Source organism: Corynebacterium mendelii (assembly GCF_017307055.1).
Classification (GTDB): domain Bacteria; phylum Actinomycetota; class Actinomycetes; order Mycobacteriales; family Mycobacteriaceae; genus Corynebacterium; species Corynebacterium mendelii.
On record NZ_JAFLEQ010000008.1, the window covers coordinates 301,883 to 321,617 of the forward strand.

General features: G+C 64.7%; 15 protein-coding genes and 4 tRNA genes. 14 read left to right on the top strand and 5 right to left on the bottom strand.

Annotation, left to right across the window (positions count from 1 at the left end; translation table 11 throughout):
• Positions 1 to 122: 122 nt before the first annotated feature.
• Both JZY06_RS04620 and JZY06_RS04625 read left to right on the top strand, forming a co-directional pair.
• On the top strand, positions 123 to 1,301 hold the full coding sequence (locus JZY06_RS04620) for a glycosyltransferase family 4 protein (RefSeq protein WP_207118655.1): 1,179 nt from the start codon (positions 123 to 125) through the stop codon (positions 1,299 to 1,301).
• Positions 1,302 to 1,331: 30 nt separating this feature from the next.
• Complete coding sequence (locus JZY06_RS04625; protein ID WP_207118657.1) at positions 1,332 to 2,024, top strand: demethylmenaquinone methyltransferase; 693 nt, start codon at positions 1,332 to 1,334, stop codon at positions 2,022 to 2,024.
• 27 nt (positions 2,025 to 2,051) lie between these two features.
• Here JZY06_RS04625 and JZY06_RS04630 read toward each other — a convergent pair whose 3' ends face one another.
• Complete coding sequence (locus JZY06_RS04630) at positions 2,052 to 3,389, bottom strand: geranylgeranyl reductase family protein (protein WP_207118659.1); 1,338 nt, start codon at positions 3,387 to 3,389, stop codon at positions 2,052 to 2,054.
• Positions 3,390 to 3,819: 430 nt separating this feature from the next.
• Between JZY06_RS04630 and JZY06_RS04635 the strand changes: the two genes are divergently transcribed.
• The 12 genes from JZY06_RS04635 (at position 3,820) to JZY06_RS04690 (ending at position 14,516) form a co-directional block, all read left to right on the top strand.
• Positions 3,820 to 4,857 carry a polyprenyl synthetase family protein gene (locus tag JZY06_RS04635; RefSeq protein ID WP_207118661.1) on the top strand — a complete coding sequence of 346 codons (1,038 nt, stop codon included), beginning with the start codon at positions 3,820 to 3,822 and terminating at the stop codon, positions 4,855 to 4,857.
• A 102-nt stretch (positions 4,858 to 4,959) separates the two neighbouring features.
• A tRNA-Tyr gene (locus JZY06_RS04640) sits at positions 4,960 to 5,044 on the top strand.
• Positions 5,045 to 5,587: 543 nt separating this feature from the next.
• Positions 5,588 to 5,660, top strand: a tRNA-Thr gene (locus JZY06_RS04645).
• 42 nt (positions 5,661 to 5,702) lie between these two features.
• Positions 5,703 to 5,774 (top strand) — tRNA-Met (locus JZY06_RS04650).
• Between the two features lie 157 nt (positions 5,775 to 5,931).
• Positions 5,932 to 6,004: transfer RNA gene (locus tag JZY06_RS04655), tRNA-Trp, on the top strand.
• Positions 6,005 to 6,093: 89 nt separating this feature from the next.
• Complete coding sequence (gene secE / locus JZY06_RS04660; RefSeq protein WP_207118663.1) at positions 6,094 to 6,441, top strand: preprotein translocase subunit SecE; 348 nt, start codon at positions 6,094 to 6,096, stop codon at positions 6,439 to 6,441.
• A gap of 334 nt (positions 6,442 to 6,775) precedes the next feature.
• Positions 6,776 to 7,771, top strand: a complete 996-nt coding sequence (gene nusG, locus JZY06_RS04665; RefSeq protein WP_207118665.1) for a transcription termination/antitermination protein NusG — start codon at positions 6,776 to 6,778, stop codon at positions 7,769 to 7,771.
• Between the two features lie 246 nt (positions 7,772 to 8,017).
• Positions 8,018 to 11,281: a hypothetical protein gene (locus JZY06_RS12550; protein WP_207118667.1), complete on the top strand. Its 3,264-nt coding sequence runs from the start codon at positions 8,018 to 8,020 to the stop codon at positions 11,279 to 11,281.
• 318 nt (positions 11,282 to 11,599) lie between these two features.
• Positions 11,600 to 12,031 carry a 50S ribosomal protein L11 gene (gene rplK, locus JZY06_RS04675; protein ID WP_207118669.1) on the top strand — a complete coding sequence of 144 codons (432 nt, stop codon included), beginning with the start codon at positions 11,600 to 11,602 and terminating at the stop codon, positions 12,029 to 12,031.
• A gap of 195 nt (positions 12,032 to 12,226) precedes the next feature.
• On the top strand, positions 12,227 to 12,931 hold the full coding sequence (gene rplA / locus JZY06_RS04680) for a 50S ribosomal protein L1 (protein ID WP_207118671.1): 705 nt from the start codon (positions 12,227 to 12,229) through the stop codon (positions 12,929 to 12,931).
• Positions 12,932 to 13,165: 234 nt separating this feature from the next.
• On the top strand, positions 13,166 to 14,161 hold the full coding sequence (locus JZY06_RS04685; protein WP_207118673.1) for a GIY-YIG nuclease family protein: 996 nt from the start codon (positions 13,166 to 13,168) through the stop codon (positions 14,159 to 14,161).
• A 94-nt stretch (positions 14,162 to 14,255) separates the two neighbouring features.
• Entirely contained in the window at positions 14,256 to 14,516 is a 261-nt protein-coding gene (locus tag JZY06_RS04690) for a hypothetical protein (protein ID WP_330617156.1), read from the top strand.
• A gap of 328 nt (positions 14,517 to 14,844) precedes the next feature.
• Here JZY06_RS04690 and JZY06_RS04695 read toward each other — a convergent pair whose 3' ends face one another.
• The 4 genes from JZY06_RS04695 to JZY06_RS04710 all read right to left on the bottom strand — a co-directional run bounded on the left by JZY06_RS04695 (position 14,845) and on the right by JZY06_RS04710 (position 19,304).
• Positions 14,845 to 15,696 (bottom strand): ABC transporter ATP-binding protein, encoded by an 852-nt coding sequence (locus JZY06_RS04695; RefSeq protein WP_207118676.1) that lies wholly within the window; start codon positions 15,694 to 15,696, stop codon positions 14,845 to 14,847.
• Positions 15,697 to 15,802: 106 nt separating this feature from the next.
• Positions 15,803 to 16,888, bottom strand: coding sequence for a FecCD family ABC transporter permease (locus JZY06_RS04700; protein WP_330617121.1), 1,086 nt, complete (start codon positions 16,886 to 16,888; stop codon positions 15,803 to 15,805).
• Between the two features lie 85 nt (positions 16,889 to 16,973).
• Positions 16,974 to 18,023 carry a FecCD family ABC transporter permease gene (locus JZY06_RS04705; protein WP_207118678.1) on the bottom strand — a complete coding sequence of 350 codons (1,050 nt, stop codon included), beginning with the start codon at positions 18,021 to 18,023 and terminating at the stop codon, positions 16,974 to 16,976.
• A gap of 213 nt (positions 18,024 to 18,236) precedes the next feature.
• Positions 18,237 to 19,304, bottom strand: coding sequence for an ABC transporter substrate-binding protein (locus JZY06_RS04710; RefSeq protein ID WP_207118680.1), 1,068 nt, complete (start codon positions 19,302 to 19,304; stop codon positions 18,237 to 18,239).
• Positions 19,305 to 19,735: the final 431 nt, after the last annotated feature.

Consider the following 19,735-nt stretch of genomic DNA (forward strand, 5'->3'; position numbering starts at 1 on the left):
CCGCCGCGGCTGCCGCCGCCTGGGCGCTGATCACCGCCGCCCGGCGGCGGTGGGGGAAAAGTTCAGCAAAACGTCACTGATCAGATGGGTTGCCGTCATATGCGGCAGGAAGGATGGGCAGCATGAAAGTCGCCATCATCGCGGAATCATTTTTGCCCAACATCAACGGGGTCACCGGATCGGTGCTGAAAGTGCTCGACCACCTGGCCGCCCACGGCGACCGGGCGGTGGTCATCGCCCCGGCGGCCCGGCAGGGCGAAAAACAGCACACCCACTACCGGGGTTTTCCGATTGTGCGGGTCCCGGCGGTGATGGTTCCCCGCATCGATTCGCTTCCGGTGGGGGTGCCGGTACCGGCGATTATCCGGGTGCTGAAAAGCTTCGGCCCCGACATCGTGCACCTGGCAAGCCCCTTTGTGCTGGGCGGGGCGGGTGCTTTGGCCGCCCGGCAGCTCAAACTGCCCAGCGTGGCTGTCTACCAGACCGATGTGGCCGGTTTCGCCACCCAGTACCGGCTGTCGGCACTGGTCAACGCCGCCTGGGAATGGACCCGGGTGGTCCACAATGCCGCCACCGTGACCCTGGCGCCATCCACCCCGGCGCAGCAGGCCCTGGCCGCCCACGGAGTGCAGAGAATCCACCGCTGGGGGCGCGGGGTGGATACCGAGCTGTTTAGCCCGGACAAACGCTGTGCTGCGCTGCGCCGCAGCTGGACCCGGGGCACAGCAGAGACCGTGGTCGGATTCGTCGGGCGGCTGGCGGCGGAAAAAAAGGTCCACCGGCTCGCGGCGATCGACGCCGATGACCGCTACCAGCTGGTTATTGTCGGCGACGGGCCGAAAAAAGACGAGCTGGCCGCCCAGCTTCCCGGGGCAGTGTTCACCGGGGCGCTGTCCGGGGAAAAGCTGGCCCGTGCCTACGCCAGCTTCGATGTGTTCTGCCACCCCGGGGAGCACGAAACCTTCTGCCAGACCATCCAGGAGGCCCAGGCCAGCGGGGTGCCGGTGATCGGGCCGAACGCCGGGGGGCCGATCGACCTGATCGCGGGCACCGGCACCGGCCTGCTGCTGGATCCGGACAGCTACGGCGACCGCATCATCGGTGCCGTGGACACTGTCACCGCCGACCGTGCGGCCATGTCGGCGGCCTGTCTCGAGCGTATCGCCACCTGCACCTGGCCACAGGTGACCGGTCGGCTGCGGGGATACTATTCGCAGGCCATTGCCGCCCACGCGGATGCCGCGGCCGGCCGCAGGTGGGGCAAACGCCGCCCCGGCTTGGGGATCCTCAGCTTACGGTGACCGGTGGTTGTGGGGTAGACTACCGGGCTTGTGGCCACCGCTGATCTTGACAAAAACCCCGCCGATGTAGCCCGCATGTTCGACGAAGTCGGCCGGCGCTACGACATCGCCAACACTGTGCTGTCGTTGGGGATGGACGCCCGCTGGCGCAGAAAATCAGCGGCCCGGCTCAACGTCTGCCCCGGTGAGGTGATTGTTGACCTGGCCGCCGGTACCGCCGTGTCCACCGAGGCGATCAAAGAAGAGGGCGCCTTCCCGGTGGCGGTTGATTTCTCCCGGGGGATGCTGGCGGCCGGGCACATGCGCGATGTGGTCAAAGTCTGCGGCGACGGGATGAACCTGCCCTTCGGCGATGACACCTTCGACGCGGTGACCATCAGTTTCGGGCTGCGCAACTTCCAGTCGCTGCCCGCCGCCCTGGAAGAGATGCTGCGGGTGACCAAACCCGGCGGCCGGGTGGTGATCACCGAATTTTCCACCCCCACCAACCGGGTGTTCGCGAAAGTCTACGACCTGTATCTGTCCCTGGTGCTGACCAATGCGGCCACCATCGTCTCCTCCGACCCGGAGGCCTACGTCTATCTCGCCGAATCCATCAGGGCCTGGCCCGACCAGGAGGAGCTGGCCCACGCCATGTGGCAGGCCGGGTGGATCGATGTCGGCTGGCAGAACCTCACCGGCGGCATCACCGCCATCCACTCCGGGAAAAAACCCGCCGCATAACCCCCGGCGCACAGCCGGTTGCCCCCGCTAGGTTGTGTCCCACAGCTGACGGCCCCCGGTCAGCGCGACAGCGCCGCGCCCGGCGGCCCGCCACACCCGGGAGACAATGTCCCGGTCCGCTTCGTCGACCAGGTTGCCCATCAGCCGGGCGGCGGTGGACATCACCGGCTGTGCCTGCGGGCCGCGCATCGCCAGCGGGCCGGTGAGGGGAAGAAACCTCGGGTGTGTCAGCGCCCGGGCCAGCAGCCGCGCCAGGGTGAACGCCCGCCCGTAGGTGGCGCCCAGCAGGGCCGGCCACGACCCGGTGAACCCGGCGCCCGGTTGCCCGTCGAGCAGGCGCACCGCCAGCTCGGCGGTCTCCAGGGCGTAGTCGATGCCCTCCCCGTTGAGCGGGTTGACGCAGGCCGCCGCATCACCGATCAGCATCCAGTTGTCTCCCGCAACATTGCTGACCGCCCCACCCATCGGCAGCAGGGCGCTGGTTGTGGCGGTCAACTCCCCGAGCCGCCAGTCGGCGCTGCAGCGCGCGGCGTAGCCGCGCAACAGCGCGGTGGTGTTCACCCCGGCCGGACGGTCCGCCGTCGACAGCGCACCACAGCCGATGTTGACATGCCCGTCCTCCCCGCCCAGCGGGAAGATCCATCCGTAGCCGGGATGAACCGTGCCGGTGTCATCGGTGAGTTCCAGATGGGAGTGAATCCACGGCTCTGCCGCCCGGCCGGTGGCGGCATAGGCCCTGGCGGCGGTGCCGAACACCTGCTCCCGGTGCCAGATGCGGCCCAGTTTTTTGCCCACCGGTGAGCGCACCCCGTCGGCGACAATGACATATTTCGGCCGGACCGTCACCGGGGGGGACCCGGGCCCTGGAACCACCGCCCCGGGCACCGGGCTTCCCGGCAGCTGTGTTTCGGGCCGGGGGCTGTGCGGCAGGAGCGTGACCCCGCTGACCGCACCGCCGGTAACTGTCACCTCGGCGGCTTTGAACCCGCAGGCCATCTGCACCCCGTCGCGGGCGGCCGCCCCGGCGGCAAGCAGGGCGTCCAGGCGGCTGCGCCGCATGGCCGACCCGATCGGCGGGAAGGCGGCCGACTCCGGCCAGGCGGCGGTGATGTGGCCGCCGAAACCGTGCAGCTTCAGCCCGTTGGAGCGGTAGCCGTCACCGATGGCGTCCCCGACACCCAGCTTCCCCAGCTGGGCCATCGCCCGCGGGGTCAGCCCGTCGCCGCAGGTTTTGTCCCGCGGGAACACCGCCGCATCAACGGCCAGAACCGCGTACCCGCGGTCGGCGGCCAGGGCGGCCGCGGCGGAACCGGCGGGGCCGCATCCGATAACGAGAATCTCCGGGTCGGCAATCAGGTGGGTCACGGGGTGTCATTGTGGCAGCTGCCCGCCGGGCAGTACCACCCCGGGGTGTGCCACCGGATGCTGGCAACTTGTAAGGTTGATGCGGGAATGCACGCCGCCTGCGGGTTGACGGGCACCGCCGCCGGTGGTCCACACCACCGGATGCGTGACCGGTTGTTCGGTGTGACCAGGATGAATTCCCCGCGGCCGTCCTCTGTGCGGCCGGTGGGGCCACCACCACAGCCCGCGGCGCGGCCTGCGGTGCGGGTACACCACCTGTGGTGCGGTATCGTGCTTTACCGTTGAGGATTTTTCGTTATCTTTCCCGCCGGGTTTTTCCCGGCCCACCGCAGACACAGCGTCACCCGCCACGACCACCGGCTGCGGCCCCGGGCCGAACACTATCCCGGCTTTTCCCGCACGTCCGACAATCAGTGAGGTCGACCACGGCATGAGTAACGGCAGGCCCCGTCCCGGGCGAAGGGACCCAGACGTCCACGGCCCGGACCGCCCCAGCATCGGCTTTGACGACCCTGCTCTCCAGCAGGCCGTCACCGCCGGCATCGACGCCGTCGAAGAGCTGATCATCGCCGAGATCTCCGGCGGAAAAGACTTCATCACCGACAAAGTCCGCCACCTGGTTCACGCCGGCGGCAAACGCTTCCGGCCCATGTTCGCCATGCTGGCCAGCCAATTCGGTGACAATCCCTGCTGCGAGGAAGTGGTGCAGGCTGCGGTGGTGGTGGAACTGACCCACCTGGCCACCCTCTACCACGACGATGTGATGGATGAAGCCGACAAACGCCGCGGCGTGGTCTCCGCCAACGCCCGGTGGAACAATTCGGTGGCCATCCTGGCCGGCGACTACCTGCTCAGCTGCTGCTCCCGGATCATGGCCCGGCTGGGCAAACCCACCGTGGAACATTTCGCCCACACCTTCGGCGAACTGGTCACCGGACAGATGCGGGAAACCATCGGCCCCGGCGACGGCGACACAATCGAGCACTACATGAACGTCATCCGGGAAAAAACCGGGGTTCTCATCGGCTCTGCCGGATACCTGGGCGCCCTGCACTCGGGGGCGGATGAGCGCACCGTTGACGCGCTGCAGAAACTCGGCATGGAAATCGGCATCGTCTTCCAGATCGTCGACGACATCATCGACATCTGGTCCGATACCGAACAGTCCGGCAAAGTGCCCGGCACCGACCTGAAAGAGGGCGTGTTCACCCTGCCGGTGCTCTACGCCCTGGCCGACGAGTCCCCGGCAGGTGACGCCCTGCGCGCCACCCTCACCGGGCCGGTGGCCGACGAGGATGTCGATGAGGTGCTGGCCCTGATCAAACAGACCAACGGCCGGGACAAAGCACTCGAGGTGGTGCGCTCCGCCATGGCGGAAGCCACCAACCAGCTTGACCGGCTGCCCGACCTGCCCGCCAAGCAGGCGCTGCAGTCGGTGATGGCCTACACGGTCTCCCGGGTAGGGTAAAAACAGCCCTTGTCCAGCCGGTTTGCTTTTCGGCACCGGTGTCATAGTAAAGTGTTTAACCGCACCGCACCACGCAGTTTCGCACTGCCTGGTCGACTGCACGCCAGGTTGCCCGAGCGGCCAAAGGGAGCGGATTGTAAATCCGTCGGCTTCGCCTACGTAGGTTCGAATCCTTCACCTGGCACCACATCACCGCCGCCGTGAACCCCACAGGGTTCCCGGCGGCGGTTGTGTTTTCTCCGGTCCCCGCCGCACACCAGTCTTTCCGGGGGCGGGACAGGGGCACACGGGGACGTATCACCCCCGGCACCACCCCACGGGCCCGCCCGGCTGCCGGGCCCCTCCCGGCGGCCACACGCACAGCGCCGCACAGACCGCACCCGCGCCCCGGTTCCGCCGACACGGCCACCACACGCCCGGAACGCGTGCGCGCCCCGCCGCGGCAGTGTGAGCGGCCGGACAACCACACCACACCGCAGCCCTGAGTGGCCCGCGGGCCTGCGGGCGGGGTCGCGGAGCGTTGTGCCGGTTGTGGCCCCGGGGGCTGCGGCAGGAGGGGACACAGGGATCCGGCAAGATGGATTCGCTGCCGTGCGGGGGTAAAAAAACCCTTTGTGAGCTGCTGATTTGTGTTCGTGTGGTTGCCGGGTTAATCTTTTCAAGGCTTCAACGGAAAGCAACGCCGGATAAACATCGCAATTTATCCGGAACAGTTTTTCTTTGTGGCTGTGCCCCCTTAGCTCAGTCGGCAGAGCGTTTCCATGGTAAGGAAAAGGTCGACAGTTCGATTCTGTCAGGGGGCTCTGTTGCTATGATCACCCATATCGCCGGTGTTTATGGCGCATGGCGGTGTAGCTCAGTGGTAGAGCAAGCGACTCATAATCGCTGTGTCGAGAGTTCAATTCTCTCCATCGCTACGGGATAAGAAAAGTTCCGCCGCCGTCACCCACAGTGGCGGCGGCGGAGACATTTCTCCCGACAACCGGGCACCCTCCGGCCGGGTGGTGGACAACCACCCCGCCCGTTTTGGTAGTCTTGTCCGGGTACTGCCGGTGGCAACACCGCGGTGTCAATAGGGGCGTAGCTCAATTGGTAGAGCATCGGTCTCCAAAACCGAAGGTTGCAGGTTCAAGTCCTGTCGCCCCTGCAGTCTCCCCCTCCCGCGGGTTCTTTCCACAAAGAGCCGCGGGCGGGGTCGAGAGAAAAGTACAGCAATGTTTTGCGTGAAGGAGAGCCGTGGCCGACGAACACAAGCCAGAACCGGTGGGAGCCGCACGCCCCGCCGGTAAACGGCAGGTCTCCGGTGTGTCCACCACATCCTCCGACGCCTACACCGCCAAAAATGCGGTCCCGGCCGCGAAAGCCGCCGAAGAAGAAAAAGAAAAGTCCCTCGGCAAACGCGCCGTCGACTACATTCCGGAAACTGTGCAGGAAATGCGCAAGGTCATCTGGCCGACCGCCCGCCAGATGGTCGTCTACACGCTGATCGTGTTCGCCTTCCTGATCATCCTCACCGCACTGGTGTGGGGCGTGGACACCTTGACCGGTATCGGCGTCGAGAAAGTCCTCACGATCAACAAGTAGGACCCGCGGCCCGCGCGGCGCAGAGGCAGGCACAACCCGCACCGTGTTTGCGGATGACCCGCACCGGCCACTACAATCAGCGACACACAAACTTCTCCCGTCTGACCCGCCGGTCAGGCGGGATAAATTTTTGACCCACTCCCGGTAGTAGCATGGGAATTCGATGCACGGTGTGCGCCGCCGGCACGTGAGCACCTCACGTCACGTGGCTTCCGGCCGCGGGAGCAGACCATCCGGCCCGCGCACAACCACCCTCCGACGGTCACCACACCACCGGCTATTTGATTCACCCGGCGCCCGGGACCGGGACGCCTGACATGGAAAGCAAGCGAAGATGAGCGACGAGACAACCGACGAGACCACCAGCACCACGATCCGAACCGGTGATGCCACCCACCAGCTTGACGAGCAGCCCGTGCAGGACGCCGATATCGCGATCGCCGGCAACGACAATCCGAAAACCGACGCCGCCGAGGAAGTCAAAGAAGAAATCGCCGGGGCCGACCAGTCCGCCGAATCGTCCGACGGCCCGGCCGACTCCGGCAGTGAAGCGGCCACCGACGGGGCAGCTGACGCCGCCGCTGACGCCGGGAAATCCGAGGTGCAGAAAGCCGCGGAAGCACTCGGTGATGTCAGCGAGGAAGACAAAGCCATGGAGGACTACAAAAAACGCCTCCGGGAGTTCATGCGGGAGCTGCGGCGCCTTCCCGGCACCTGGTACATCATCCAGTGCTACTCCGGCTACGAGAACAAGGTGAAAACCAACCTCGACATGCGCGCCCAGACCCTGGAGGTGGAAGATTCCATCTTCGACGTGGTGGTGCCGATTGAAGAGGTCATGGAAATCCGTGACGGCAAACGCAAACTGGTCAAACGCAAACTGCTGCCCGGCTACGTTTTGGTGCGCATGGACATCAACGACCGATCCTGGTCGGTGGTGCGCGACACCCCCGGTGTGACCAGCTTCGTCGGCAATGAGGGCCACCCCACCCCGGTCAAGCCCCGCGATGTGGCGAAATTCCTCATGCCGCAGGAAACCACCCCGGTCGAGGGCGGGGAAACCGACGGCGACGGCGCCGACAAGGCCCCGAAGAAGAAAGCCTCCGGCGACCAGGTGGTCGCCCAGCCGCAGACCGCCGCCAAACAGCAGATCGAAGTCGATTTCCAGGTGGGCGAAGCCGTCACCATTCTCACCGGCCCGCTGGCCAGCGTGTCGGCCACGATCTCCGAGATCGATGCCGAAAACGGCAAGCTGAAAGCCCTGGTGAGTATCTTCGGCCGTGAAACCCCGGTCGATTTGACCTTCGACCAGGTCGAAAAGATCAACTAGGTTTCCCCTTTTTCCGGGCACCCGCCCGGGAGGACAATATAAACAATCCGCGTATCCCGGCCGGGGTGCAGGCGGCGGTGGCGCCCCGGCGTGCCGTGACATCCCGGCCGGGATTTTTCCATCCCCCCACAACACCCTGCTGCGGGGCCGGAGCCCCGGCAGGACGCCACCTGCGGGGTGCGGATCCGCGGGGTGCGGGTGGCCGACCCGCCTGCGCAACCGTCGCATGCGTGCGATGATGGAACAGTGACACGCACCATTGTGGGCAAGAACCTTCGCCGCCGCATGATCGCTTTTTCCGCCGCGGTGGCCACCGCCGCGGCACTGTCGGTGGCGGCACCACCGTCGGGCCTGGCCGACCCGGGGGAGGACAGTCGGCTGTTTGTCACCGCAAGCGGCGGACTGGAACCCGGATCGGTGCACTGGCTGGACTTCGGTGCCCTGGGCGAGAGCCGTTTTTCACGTCTGGCCGCCGGGGAGGACATCACGCTGCGGCATCCCATCGGGGCCGGCCGGGTGGTGACGATGAACCTGTCGCTGCACCAGAACATCTCCCCGGCACCGCGGCTGTCGGCCAGCCACACCCCGCTGTACGGGGCTTTCGGGGCGCCGCGCTACCACGGCGACGGCTACAACTACCGGCTGGCGGACAACACGACAGTGGCCCTGGGCTATGTGCCGGGATCCGGCGGCCAGCCCTATGACACCCGGCTGGATATCACCGGCATCGGCATTGAAACCGCCGGCGGCACCCCGGTTCACAGCGGCTATTCCCTGGTGGTCGCCGATGCGGAACAGTTTTCCGATGCACAGGACCGCTTCGGTGTGTCCACCACGTTTTTCCGGCCGCCGGACGATCCCGCTTCAGTGGTGCCGGTCGTCGACTACGGGCTGCTGCAAACCGCTGTCGCCCAGCCGGCACTGGCCCCCGGGGCCACCGGTATCCCGGCGACAAACCCCGCCACCTGCCACCGGGAGCATCACGGCGCCACCATGGCCTGCCGCGGCACCGCGGGGGTGGGCTCCAAGGTTGTTCTCGCCCACCACCCGCGGCAGCTCAGCGTGTCACTGGCCACCACCGCCGGGGCGCCGAACTCCATTGCCGTCGGGATCATGCTGCCCCAGGCTGTCGGGACAGTCACCTCCGCCCCGGATCCGTCGGGAACCGTCACCGATGGTGTCGTGCTGCGCATCGGCGGGGCCGACGGTTTCGCGGACACGCAGACAATCAGCACCCCGGCCCCGGGGCAGACAGCCACCGCGGCCCGCCGTGAGGTGGCTGCCCCCGGCCGGGAAGTGGTGTGGACCAGCTGGCCGAAAAACGACGCGGGCGGACTCTACGACGTGAACTGGACCTGCAACCGCATCACCCCCCGGGCCGACGGTGGTTTTTCCCGCCGCCTGTTGCGGGCCGAACCCGAAAAGATCGCCGCCCCCGGCGGTGCGCCCGGGTATGCCAGCCGGGTCAGTTTCCCGCAGCCGGACGGGGAGGCTTTCATCGACTGCACCGCCGAGTGGACAATGACCCCCATCGCCGCCCCGCGGGCGCGGCTGGCGCCACACACCGGCGGGCCGCTCACCGGGCAGCTGGTTGTCAGTGACATTGACCCGCGGGTGCGCGTGATCGAGGTGAATACGACATATGGCGACGGGACAACCGTTCCCGCCCGGATCACCGCCACCGGCGACGGCTGGGTTGCCGGCAACCCGTCGGTCTGGACTGTCACCGGGGAAGCCAACCGGGTTGTTGTGTCCCCGGCCGACCAGGCGGCGCTGCGGCGTCTTGACGGGGCGCAAAGCACTGTTACTGTCGGCCGCCCGGACGATACTGCCGTCATTCCGGCGATCACCGACGGGCCTTTGGTGTGGAACACCCGCTTCGACAATGCCGACCCGCTTGTTCCCCCCGCCACCATCCTCGGGGTTTTTGCTCCCGGGCAGTTGAGCGCGGAAGAGAAAAAAGCCGTGGCCGCAGCGGTGGCCCAGGCCAACCCGGCGGTTGACCGCGGGTCGATTGCCGTGGCCGACAACGGCCGTGTCACCGTCACCTACCCTGATGGCACCAGCAACAGTCTCGCCGCCGAGCTGACGGTCACCGAAGCCCCGCTTCCGGTCCCCAGGATTGCGCGCACCCCGCAGTACCGGGACCGGGAAGTCATTGTTGAACCGGTGGCCCCGGGGCTTTTCCGGCCGGGCCAGATTGTTACCGTCACCACCGGAACCAGGGTCTACACCCACCCTGTCAGCGCCCGGGAAGCCCGCGACCAGCGGGTCAGTGTGGCCACCGAGGCACTGCTGGAAGGCCTGGTGGTTGAAGTCAGTGTCAGCGACGGTGCTGAAGCCGCCGCCGGGGCGACGGCCACGGTGCCGGTGCGCCCGCTGGCCGCCGCAGCCGTCGACCCGGCGCAGGCGGTGGCCGGGCGCACCACCGTGACAGTGACACCGGCACGCGGCACGCATTTTTTGCCCGGGGACCTGGTGGCCGTCACTGTCGGTGACACCACCTTCGGCCCGCGGGAGGTCTCCCGGGAGCAGGCGGAACGCGGCAGCCTGGAGATGACCGTCGATCCGCTGCGCGGCGGTGACCGCATCGTCGCCACCACCACCCGGCCCGGCAGAACCGCCACCACCGGCAGGCCGGTGCGTGTCCCGCGGGCCGTCGCCCCGCCCCGGCCGGTCATTGTCACCACCCCGGTGGCCGGCACCACCACCCTGCTGATCGTGCCCGCCGCCGGCGGGGCTTTCGCCGCCGGCGACACCCTGACGGTGACCATGGGCGGGCGGGAACTACCGGTGCACACCATCACCGCCGGGGAGGCGGCCGCACGATTTGTCGACTACGTCCTGGACACACCGATGGTCGCGGGGACCGCCGCCTACGCCACCGTCTCACGCAACGGCACCCCCTCCGCCCGCGGAAATGCGGTGGCTGTCCCGCAGACCCTGCCCGATGTGCTGGCCACCCCGGTCATCGCCGCCCCGGTGAACGCCCGGCAGACCACGGTGACCATTCACCCGGAAGCCACCCGCTATTTCCATCCCGGCGATGTGCTGCTGATGTCCGCCGACGGCCTGGACTACCAGCACACGGTGTCGGCGGAAGAATCCCGCCGCCGGACAGTGGTGATCAACCTGGGCATGCCGATCAACCCCGGGGAAACCATCAGGGTCATCAACACCCGCAGCGGGAAAGCAGCCGTGACCGGTGCCCCCGTGCGGGTGACGGGCAGCGGGCTGATCGATCCGCAAGACACCGGCGGCACCGCGCCGGGGACACCCGCCCACCACCGGCCGGCAGACAATGAAAACCAGCGCACACAGCGGGAGGGTTCGGACGGGAAAACCATCACCCGCGCAACCCTGCTGGAGGCAGTGCTTCTGGCAGTGCTGCCGGTCACCTGGCTGGTGGCGTCACTGATCGGCGCCTGGGCCCCGCGGCTGGCCCGCGGCGGGACGATCACCCTGCCGGTACCGCCGCAGGCCGCCCGTGCGCCGGGCCTGGAACGGTAATTTGTCCACCACGCCGCGGTGCGGTATTCTGACTGGTCGCGTGTGAAAACCACCGGTATGACCGGGCGGGAATGAGCACGCTGTCACTGTCAACACATCCCCGGTGGCCGGATACACGCGAGTTTTCGCTGTTCCCCGGCATCCGGACGGCGTACGGGAGCACGTACCCGGTTCACGTGTTGTCGCCTCTGTGCCCTGCCGCCCGGCCTGTACGGTCGGCCCCCGGGCACGCGGCGACTGCCGCCGGGTCTGTTTCTTTGCACTTTTCATACGGACATCGATCCCCGTGCGCCGGTAACCAGGAAGAGGTTTCATTCGATGCCCCCGAAGAAGAAAAAAGTCACCGGTCTGATCAAGCTGCAGATCCAGGCGGGACAGGCCAACCCGGCCCCGCCGGTCGGCCCCGCCCTGGGTGCCCATGGTGTCAACATCATGGAATTCTGCAAGGCCTACAACGCCGCCACCGAAAGCCAGCGCGGCAACGTGGTCCCGGTTGAAATCACCGTCTATGAAGACCGGTCCTTCGACTTCAAACTGAAGACCCCGCCGGCCGCCAAGCTGCTGCTGAAAGCCGCCGGCATCCCGAAGGGTTCCGGTGTCCCACACACCCAGAAAGTCGGCGCCGTGACCTGGGACCAGTGCCGTGAGATCGCCCAGACGAAGATGGAAGACCTCAACGCCAACGACGTTGAGGCCGGGGCCAAGATCATCGCCGGTACCGCCCGTTCCATGGGCATCACCGTCAAGTAAGACACCCGTGGCCGGTGGACCCCGGCGACTGCCGCGGCATTGTCGCCGGCAGGTCCCGGTCAACTCCCCGGCCACCACAGTGGGAGGGCCAGCTTCGGCCCGCACCACGATTTCCTCCCCGCCGGATGACACACACCAGCTGATGCCGGTGTTGTCCGGCGGGCAGACCAATCATCGAGAAATAAGGAAAACACCATGAGCAAACGTTCCAAGGCTTACCGCGCCGCCGCCGAGAAAATCGACGAAGGCCGCCTGTACACCCCCTCCCAGGCCGCGAAACTGGTCAAAGAGACCTCCTGCACCTCCTACGACGGCACCGTCGATGTGGCCATCCGCCTCGGCGTGGATCCCCGCAAAGCCGACCAGCTGGTCCGCGGCACCGTCTCCCTGCCCAACGGCACCGGTAAAACCGTGCGTGTCGTGGTCTTCGCCGCCGGTGAAAAAGCCACCCAGGCTGAGCAGGCCGGCGCCGACATGGTGGGCACCGACGAACTGGTGGAAAAGATCCAGGGCGGCTGGACCGACTTCGATGCCGCCATCGCCACCCCGGACCAGATGGCCAAGGTTGGTCGTGTGGCCCGTATCCTCGGCCCCCGTGGCCTGATGCCGAACCCGAAGACCGGCACCGTGACCATGGATGTCGCCAAAGCCGTCGAGGAAATCAAGGGCGGCAAGATCGCCTTCCGCGTCGACAAGGCCGCTAACCTGCACGCCATCCTCGGCAAATGCTCCTTCGAGGCCAAAGCCATCGCCGAGAACTACCAGGCTCTCATCGATGAGCTGATGCGTCTGAAGCCGTCGTCGTCGAAGGGCACCTACATCAAGAAGGTCACCTTCGCCGCGACCTCCGGCCCCGGCATCCCGGTTGACCCGAAGGCTGCCCTGGACGACGAGGACTAAAATCTTCACCTGAACCAAAAAACCGGGACCGGCCCAATAACCAGTCCCCGGTAAAAAACAGGTGCGGCGGCACCGCCTACGGCAGATTCTGCTGGCAGGTGGTGCCGCCGCTTTTCCTTGCTCGAAAAACAGTCACGGCCAAGAGCACCTTTCTACAATCGACCAATACAAGGGCGCTGAACAACCGAATCAACGCGCCCGTCGCCACCAATTCGTCCCGGGAGGGCAAACACCATGGATTCATCCGGGGGAGTTCCTGTTCTGCGTTTTTACAACTGGAAGATGGAACCCGGGGTGAGCCTGTCGGCGGTGATACCGGAAGACATCACAAACTGCGGAATCTATGTTCTTGTCTTCGCCGATGACAGTGTCTACATCGGGCAGACAGTGTCATTGAAAGCCCGCATCGCCACCCACATCAGACACTGGGATGACCCGATTAGCGCCGTGCTTTTTGCACCCGTCGCAAAAGACGACCTTGATCAAACCGAACGCGACGTCATTGCCAGATACGTCGCCGACGGGGTGAAACTACGCAATATTGATCTGGTCACCCTGCCGCTGCGCTCAACCGCCCTCGACCTGCTGGTGGATCCTCAAGTTCAGGCTGAATGGCTGGCCGGCCAGACAGGCCCACTGGTCATCGGGGACAGGGGAAAAATCGCGCAGCAGCGTGAGCGTACCCGCCCCAAGTACGAGCACCTTAAGCAATCGGACAGCTATGACGACGTGGTGGAAGCCGCCACCGCCTTCATCAGAACATGCATCCCCTGGCCGCATGTGACAGAAGGCCGACTGTGGACCGTGACCAGCATGGCCAGCACCGGAAAATGCCGTGACTGGCACCGCCTGCTGGTGGTCAACATCAACAATGTGGAGGTCCTTGTGTTGGGAGAAACCCTGCAGGAAGACGGCAGCTGGTCGGCGGATGGCTTTATGAATGTTGCGCTTTCACCGGAACTGGAAAATGATCCGGATCTGGATGCTGAGCGTGCTGACACATACCGCAGTACCGGGGAAGTAACCCGGATATGGCTGGCCGATCCCCGCTGGGTCGTGGAGCTTATGGAAGATCCGGAGATCGTGCATGCTGCCCGCACCCTGTCGATCGGATTGCTGCGCAAAGGCCGCGGCATGTTCTCTCGGTTCCACGACTACAACGTGGCGGACGATATTTTCCGGCGGCTTGATGAATACATGCCGAGGGATCAATATCCTGCCGGGAGATAGCCGCCAGAAAAACCTGCACAACGAAAAAGACGGGCTTGCTTGAATAAAAGGACAATGGGAGCAGCCGTCAGGGGCACAACACCTTCCACAACAAATCCACCCAGAAAATGTCGGTTTGGCCCGAAGCGAATTCGATGTCATCGTCGACAAGGCCGCTAACCTGCACGCCATCCTCGGCAAATGCTCCTTCGAGGCCAAAGCCATCGCCGAGAACTACCAGGCTCTTATCGATGAGCTGATGCGTCTGAAGCCGTCGTCGTCGAAGGGCACCTACATCAAGAAGGTCACCTTCGCCGCGACCTCCGGCCCCGGCATCCCGGTTGACCCGAAGGCTGCCCTGGACGACGAGGACTAGCACCCGCGGCGGGATCCTGGCCAAGCGTGGTTTTGCATGAAACCACCGGCAGCCGGAAAAGCCCGCACAGTTTCACCCCACGGCGCCATCTGATCCGATCACCATTTTCTCACCGGATCAGATGGCGTCGTTTCGTTGTCTTGTCCCCGGTTCGAACCGGGAAGGGAAAAACGGAGCAGACCCTTTTCCCCGTGGCGCCCCGGGAGGGAAAAACAACCCGCCGGCCGGTCGTGTCCGGCACCGTAAAAAACCGCCGCGGACAAGGAAAAAAATCATCCCGTGGCGCTAGAACACTGCACCCCGGCCCGGACTCCCGGACCCGGCCGTGTCACCCGGTGGTGGTGCGGCAGCGTCCCACCGGAACGATCAGCGGCCGATCCGAGACCGGGTCGTCGATGACCCGGCTGGTCAGGCCGAAAACATCAGACAGCAATTCGGGGGTGATGATCTCCGCCGGATCGCCCTGGGCCACGATAGCGCCATTTTTCATCACCACCAGATGATCCGAGTAGCGGCAGGCCAAACCGAGGTCGTGGAGCACCATCACCACGGTGCGCTGCTGCTGCCGGTGCAGGGTATCGACCAGGTCGAGAACATCAACGGAATGCGCCAGATCCAGGTAGGTTGTCGGTTCATCAAGGACAAGGATATCGGTGTCCTGGGCCAGCGCCATGGCAATCCACACCCGCTGCCGTTGCCCGCCGGACAGCGAATCGATGCGCCGCTCACTCAAATCGGTGACACCGGTACGGGCCAGCGCCTGGGCGACAACCTCCCCGTCGTCACCCGCCCACTGTCTCATCCAGCTGCGGTAGGGATGGCGGCCCATGGCCACCAGATCAGCGACAATTGTTCCTTCCGGCGCCACCGGGTTTTGCGGAAGAACACCGATTGCTCTGGCCAACCGCCGTGATGATGTCTTCGTCAGTGCCACACCATCAAGCTCCACCTGGCCGCGGGTGACCGGCAGCAGTCGGCACAGGGCTTTGAGCAACGTGGATTTGCCGCAGCCGTTCGGGCCGATGATGGTGGTGACCTGTCCCGGTGGAATATCAAGACTCAAATCGTCAATGACCTGCGTATCCCGGTAGCCGACCGAGATGTGGCGCGCCCGCAGACCAGTGGCGGGTTGCTGGGGGTGATCAGTGCTGCGGTGGTGGCCGGTGGAGGAGATACCCATGGCAGTCGTTGTTGATCCTTCCGGGGAAAAGGTCCCGTTTTGGGGTGGGCACGCGGGTGCGGTGGTTGTCGGTCAACCGTGGCGCGCGGGCGCTCGGACAGTGTTTTCAAACAGTGATTTTTTTGTTGGCGGCCACAATCAGACCCAGCAGGAAAGGCCCGCCGATAGCGGAGGTCGCGACACCAACCGGCAGTGTCCACGGCAGCACGGTAGAGGTCACCACATCCGCGGTTATCAGGATGAAAGCACCGGTGACCGCACCGGCGATCACCGGCGGGGTGGGGGATTTCGTCATCAGCCGTGCCAGCTGTGGTGCCACGAATGCCACAAACCCAATGGGGCCGGCGGCCGCGACTGTGGCAGAGGTCATGGCAATTGCCGCCAGGAGCAGGATTGTTTGGCTCAGATCGACACGAACGCCCAACGCGACTGAAATATCCCGCCCCAAGTGGAGGGCTTTGAGATCGAAAGCGGCCCAGGCCACCACAACAAAGCAGATGGAAACCACGCCCGCCAGCGGGTAGAGGTGCTCAAAGCCGCGGCCGTTGAGGGAACCGGTCATCCACACGGCAGCTTGCTCCGCCCGGTTGAGTTCCGCGATGATCAGCAGCCAGGTGATCACTGCGCCCAGGCATGCGTTGACCCCGATACCGATGAGAACAAGCCGGAAAGTATCAACCCCGTTTTTCAGTGCCAGCAGATAGATCACAGCGGCTGTGGACAAGCCCCCCAGCAACGCGGCGGCGGGAACCCCGACATTGATGCCCATGACGGTGACGGTGCTGCCACCAAGAACAATGACCGCCACTGCCGCGGCCGACGACCCCATCGAGATTCCCAGGATGTCGGGGCTGGCCAACCCGTTGCGGGCTATCGACTGGGTCAATGCCCCGGCAGCCCCGAGAGCCAGTCCAATGACAAGGGCGACCAATACTCTCGCCAGCCGCCATTTCACAACGATGGTGCGCGCCATCTCGTCGCCGCCGCCGGTGAGAACCTCGATCACCTGGCCGGGGCTGAGCGGGTAATCGCCCCGGGCGAGGGCCACGATCATCGCGGCAGCAACAGCGGCAAGCAAACAACATGTTGTGGCCACCGCCCACCGCCTCACCCGCATGGTGGGGGCGACAAAGACGATGTCGCCCGGCCGGGGGAGTACGGTGTCCGGCGTTTTCTTCCCGGAAGCCGCCACTGCGCAGGAGTCACCATCTGCCGTTGACCGGGGTGTTGCCTGCGATCGGCCGGCGCGGCTGCGGGTGCTGAAAAAAGCGGACATATCAGATATTCACCAGCTTCCGGCGGCGTACGAGGGCAATGAAAAACGGGGCACCGACGAAAGCGAGAACAATACCAACCTGAAGTTCACCGGGGCGGACCACGACTCTGCCGACAATATCGGCCGCCAGTACCAGCATTGCCCCCGCCGCCGCCGAGTAGGGAAGCACCCAGCGGTAATCGGGTCCGGTCACCGCACGAACAGCATGGGGAACCATCAGTCCCAGGAAAGCTATCGGACCAGATGCTGCTGTCGCCGCACCGGTGAGAACAGTGATAGCAAGAAAACCGACGGCACGGGCCCGGGCAACATTGATCCCCAGCCCGGTGGCTGTGTCAGCCCCTACCGCCAAAAGATTCAGCACCGGCCCCTGCGAGAGACCGAGGACAAGCCCGACACAGATGAAAGGCAGCACTGTCGCGGTGATCCCCAGGTCACGTCCTGTCACCGATCCCGCGTTCCAAAAACGCAGCGTGTCCAGGGAGGCCTGGTCACGCAAAATAATGGCCGTCGACACGGAACCGAAAAAAGCACTGAGCGCGGCACCCGCCAGGATGAGGCTGAGGGGATTGGCGCTTCCGCCCCCGATGGAGGCAATGAAGAAAACAATCGCGGCACCAATGCCGGCACCGATCAGCGCCGCCCACACATAGGTGTGGATGCTTCCCGCCCGGAACAGGTAAACCGAAATAACCACCGCCAGCGCAGCGCCCGCGCTGATTCCCAGCATGCCCGGATCCGCCAGAGGATTCCGGGTGTGCCCCTGGGCCAGCGCACCGGCCAACCCCACAGCCGAACCCACCACCACCGCCAGCACAGTGCGGGGAAGGCGCTGATCCCAGACAATAATGGCGGTTTCCGTGGTCGATGATCCCAGTGCCGCCACCGCCTCGAAGACTTCATCATGCGGGGTGGGCCTGGCGCCCACCGCCAAAGACAGCAGGCACAAACCGGCAATGATGACGGTGACAGCGACGAGTCCGGATAGACGGTGGCGCAGCCGGGTGGATTGTCCACCGTTGGCCGATGGGACGGTGACGGTGGTGGTCACGCAGATTCATCCCCTTCTGAAGGCGGCAATGAGACGAGAAAACAAACTCTGTGTGTAAAAAACCGTCCCGTATCCTGCGTCCGGCCCAAGCCGGGTGATCGTGGGTTTTAAGACAGGATCGGTATGGCGGTGAGCGGTCGATGGCGGAAAAACCCTGCCACCGGGGCATCAAGCCAAGCCCCGGCGGCATGCTCCGGGAGGTGGGCGGGTGGTTTAGCTCTCGCGGTGATTGTCGACATCGAACATGTCGGCCACATCATCGAGAAGCAGCGGAGCGGCCAGCGGTGAAACATTCATGTACCAGACACGGTCCCAGACCGGTTTTTTCTCACCCGCGAGGTTGTTCCACAGGCGTCCTTCCATGACCGGTGCAACCGCTTCCTGCCATGCGGGGTAGCGGTCGGAGTCTTGCTTGGGGGACATGTAGAGAATCAGATCCGCATCGATATCGCCGACGGTTTCTTCGGAGAAATCGGTGAAGATGTCCTCTGGCTTGTCGGCCGGGGCAATCTGGTTGTCCGGGCGGGGAAGACCGATGTCTTTGATCAAGGAACCGGGGAAGGAAGTATCGCGGAACATGCGCATGTTCGGTGCCAGCCGCACAATCGACACAGTTGGCATATCGCCCTTGGCGCGGATATCGTCGCCGATTGCGTGGGCGCGGTTGACGATGGTGTCGAGCACCTCTTGCGCTTTGTCCTGCTTGCCCAGGGCCTGACCGGTGAGCAGCAGATTATCGCGCCATGTCGTGCCGGCTTTTTCCGAGTAGACGGTGGGGGCGATCTCGCTGAGTTTGTCGTAGTAGTCCTTGGAGCGGTAATCGCTGGACAAAATCAAGTCGGGACGCAGCGCGGCAACCATTTCCAGATTGGGTTGCTTGACATCTCCGATATCAACGGCATCGGCGACAAGTTTTTTCTGCTCTTCAGTGGCGTAGGGCGGAATACCCGAGCCGTTGAAGGAGGCGTAGCCCACCAGGGAATCGTCGCCAAGGGCGATGATGTTTTCCAAATAGCTGTTGTCCAGGACAACGACGCGTTCGGGTTTAGCCGGAATGGTGGTGGTTCCCCGGAAATGCTCGATGGTGACGGGGAACGCGGAAGTCGTCGCGGAGCTGTCGGACTGTGTGTTCTGCTCTGCGGCTGAGGTGACAGCCTCGGCGGACGATGCAGCAGAGGAGCCTGCTGCGGAATCGGCCGGGTCCTCAGCAGACGAGCAGGCTGCGAGAGCAGACAGACCCAGGGCGGAGGCGGCGGCAAAAGCTACCAGTTTTATACGCATTGTCTTCTCCTTGTATGGGATTGGGGGAAGGCGGAAATGAATGAATTAGCGAAGCGAAGCCTGACCGGCTGCGTCGCAAACTCCGGCTAATCTACTGGTGACATGCGCTGCAGTCAAAGCTTTCCCTTAGTTTTAGGGCTCTGTGGGTTTTCAATATTAAGAAATCTCTTTTGTGGTGTGTGATCCTTGAGGGCGGGAATTCCGACGGTGCCCAGTGGATTTATCCCCGCAGGAAGACTCTTCACGCCGGGGGTGAACTTTATGAGGCGAACCCGGTCAAAGAAATACGTGATAAATATCACCTGCCGGTGGACCGGTTGCTCGGGTGTTCCAGTATGGCGGTCTGATGTCGAGTGTTTAGGTAAGGCATTGCCCTTTTATTCAACAATCCGGTTCCGGTTCCGGTTCCCCGGGCCACGGTGCATGGGGCC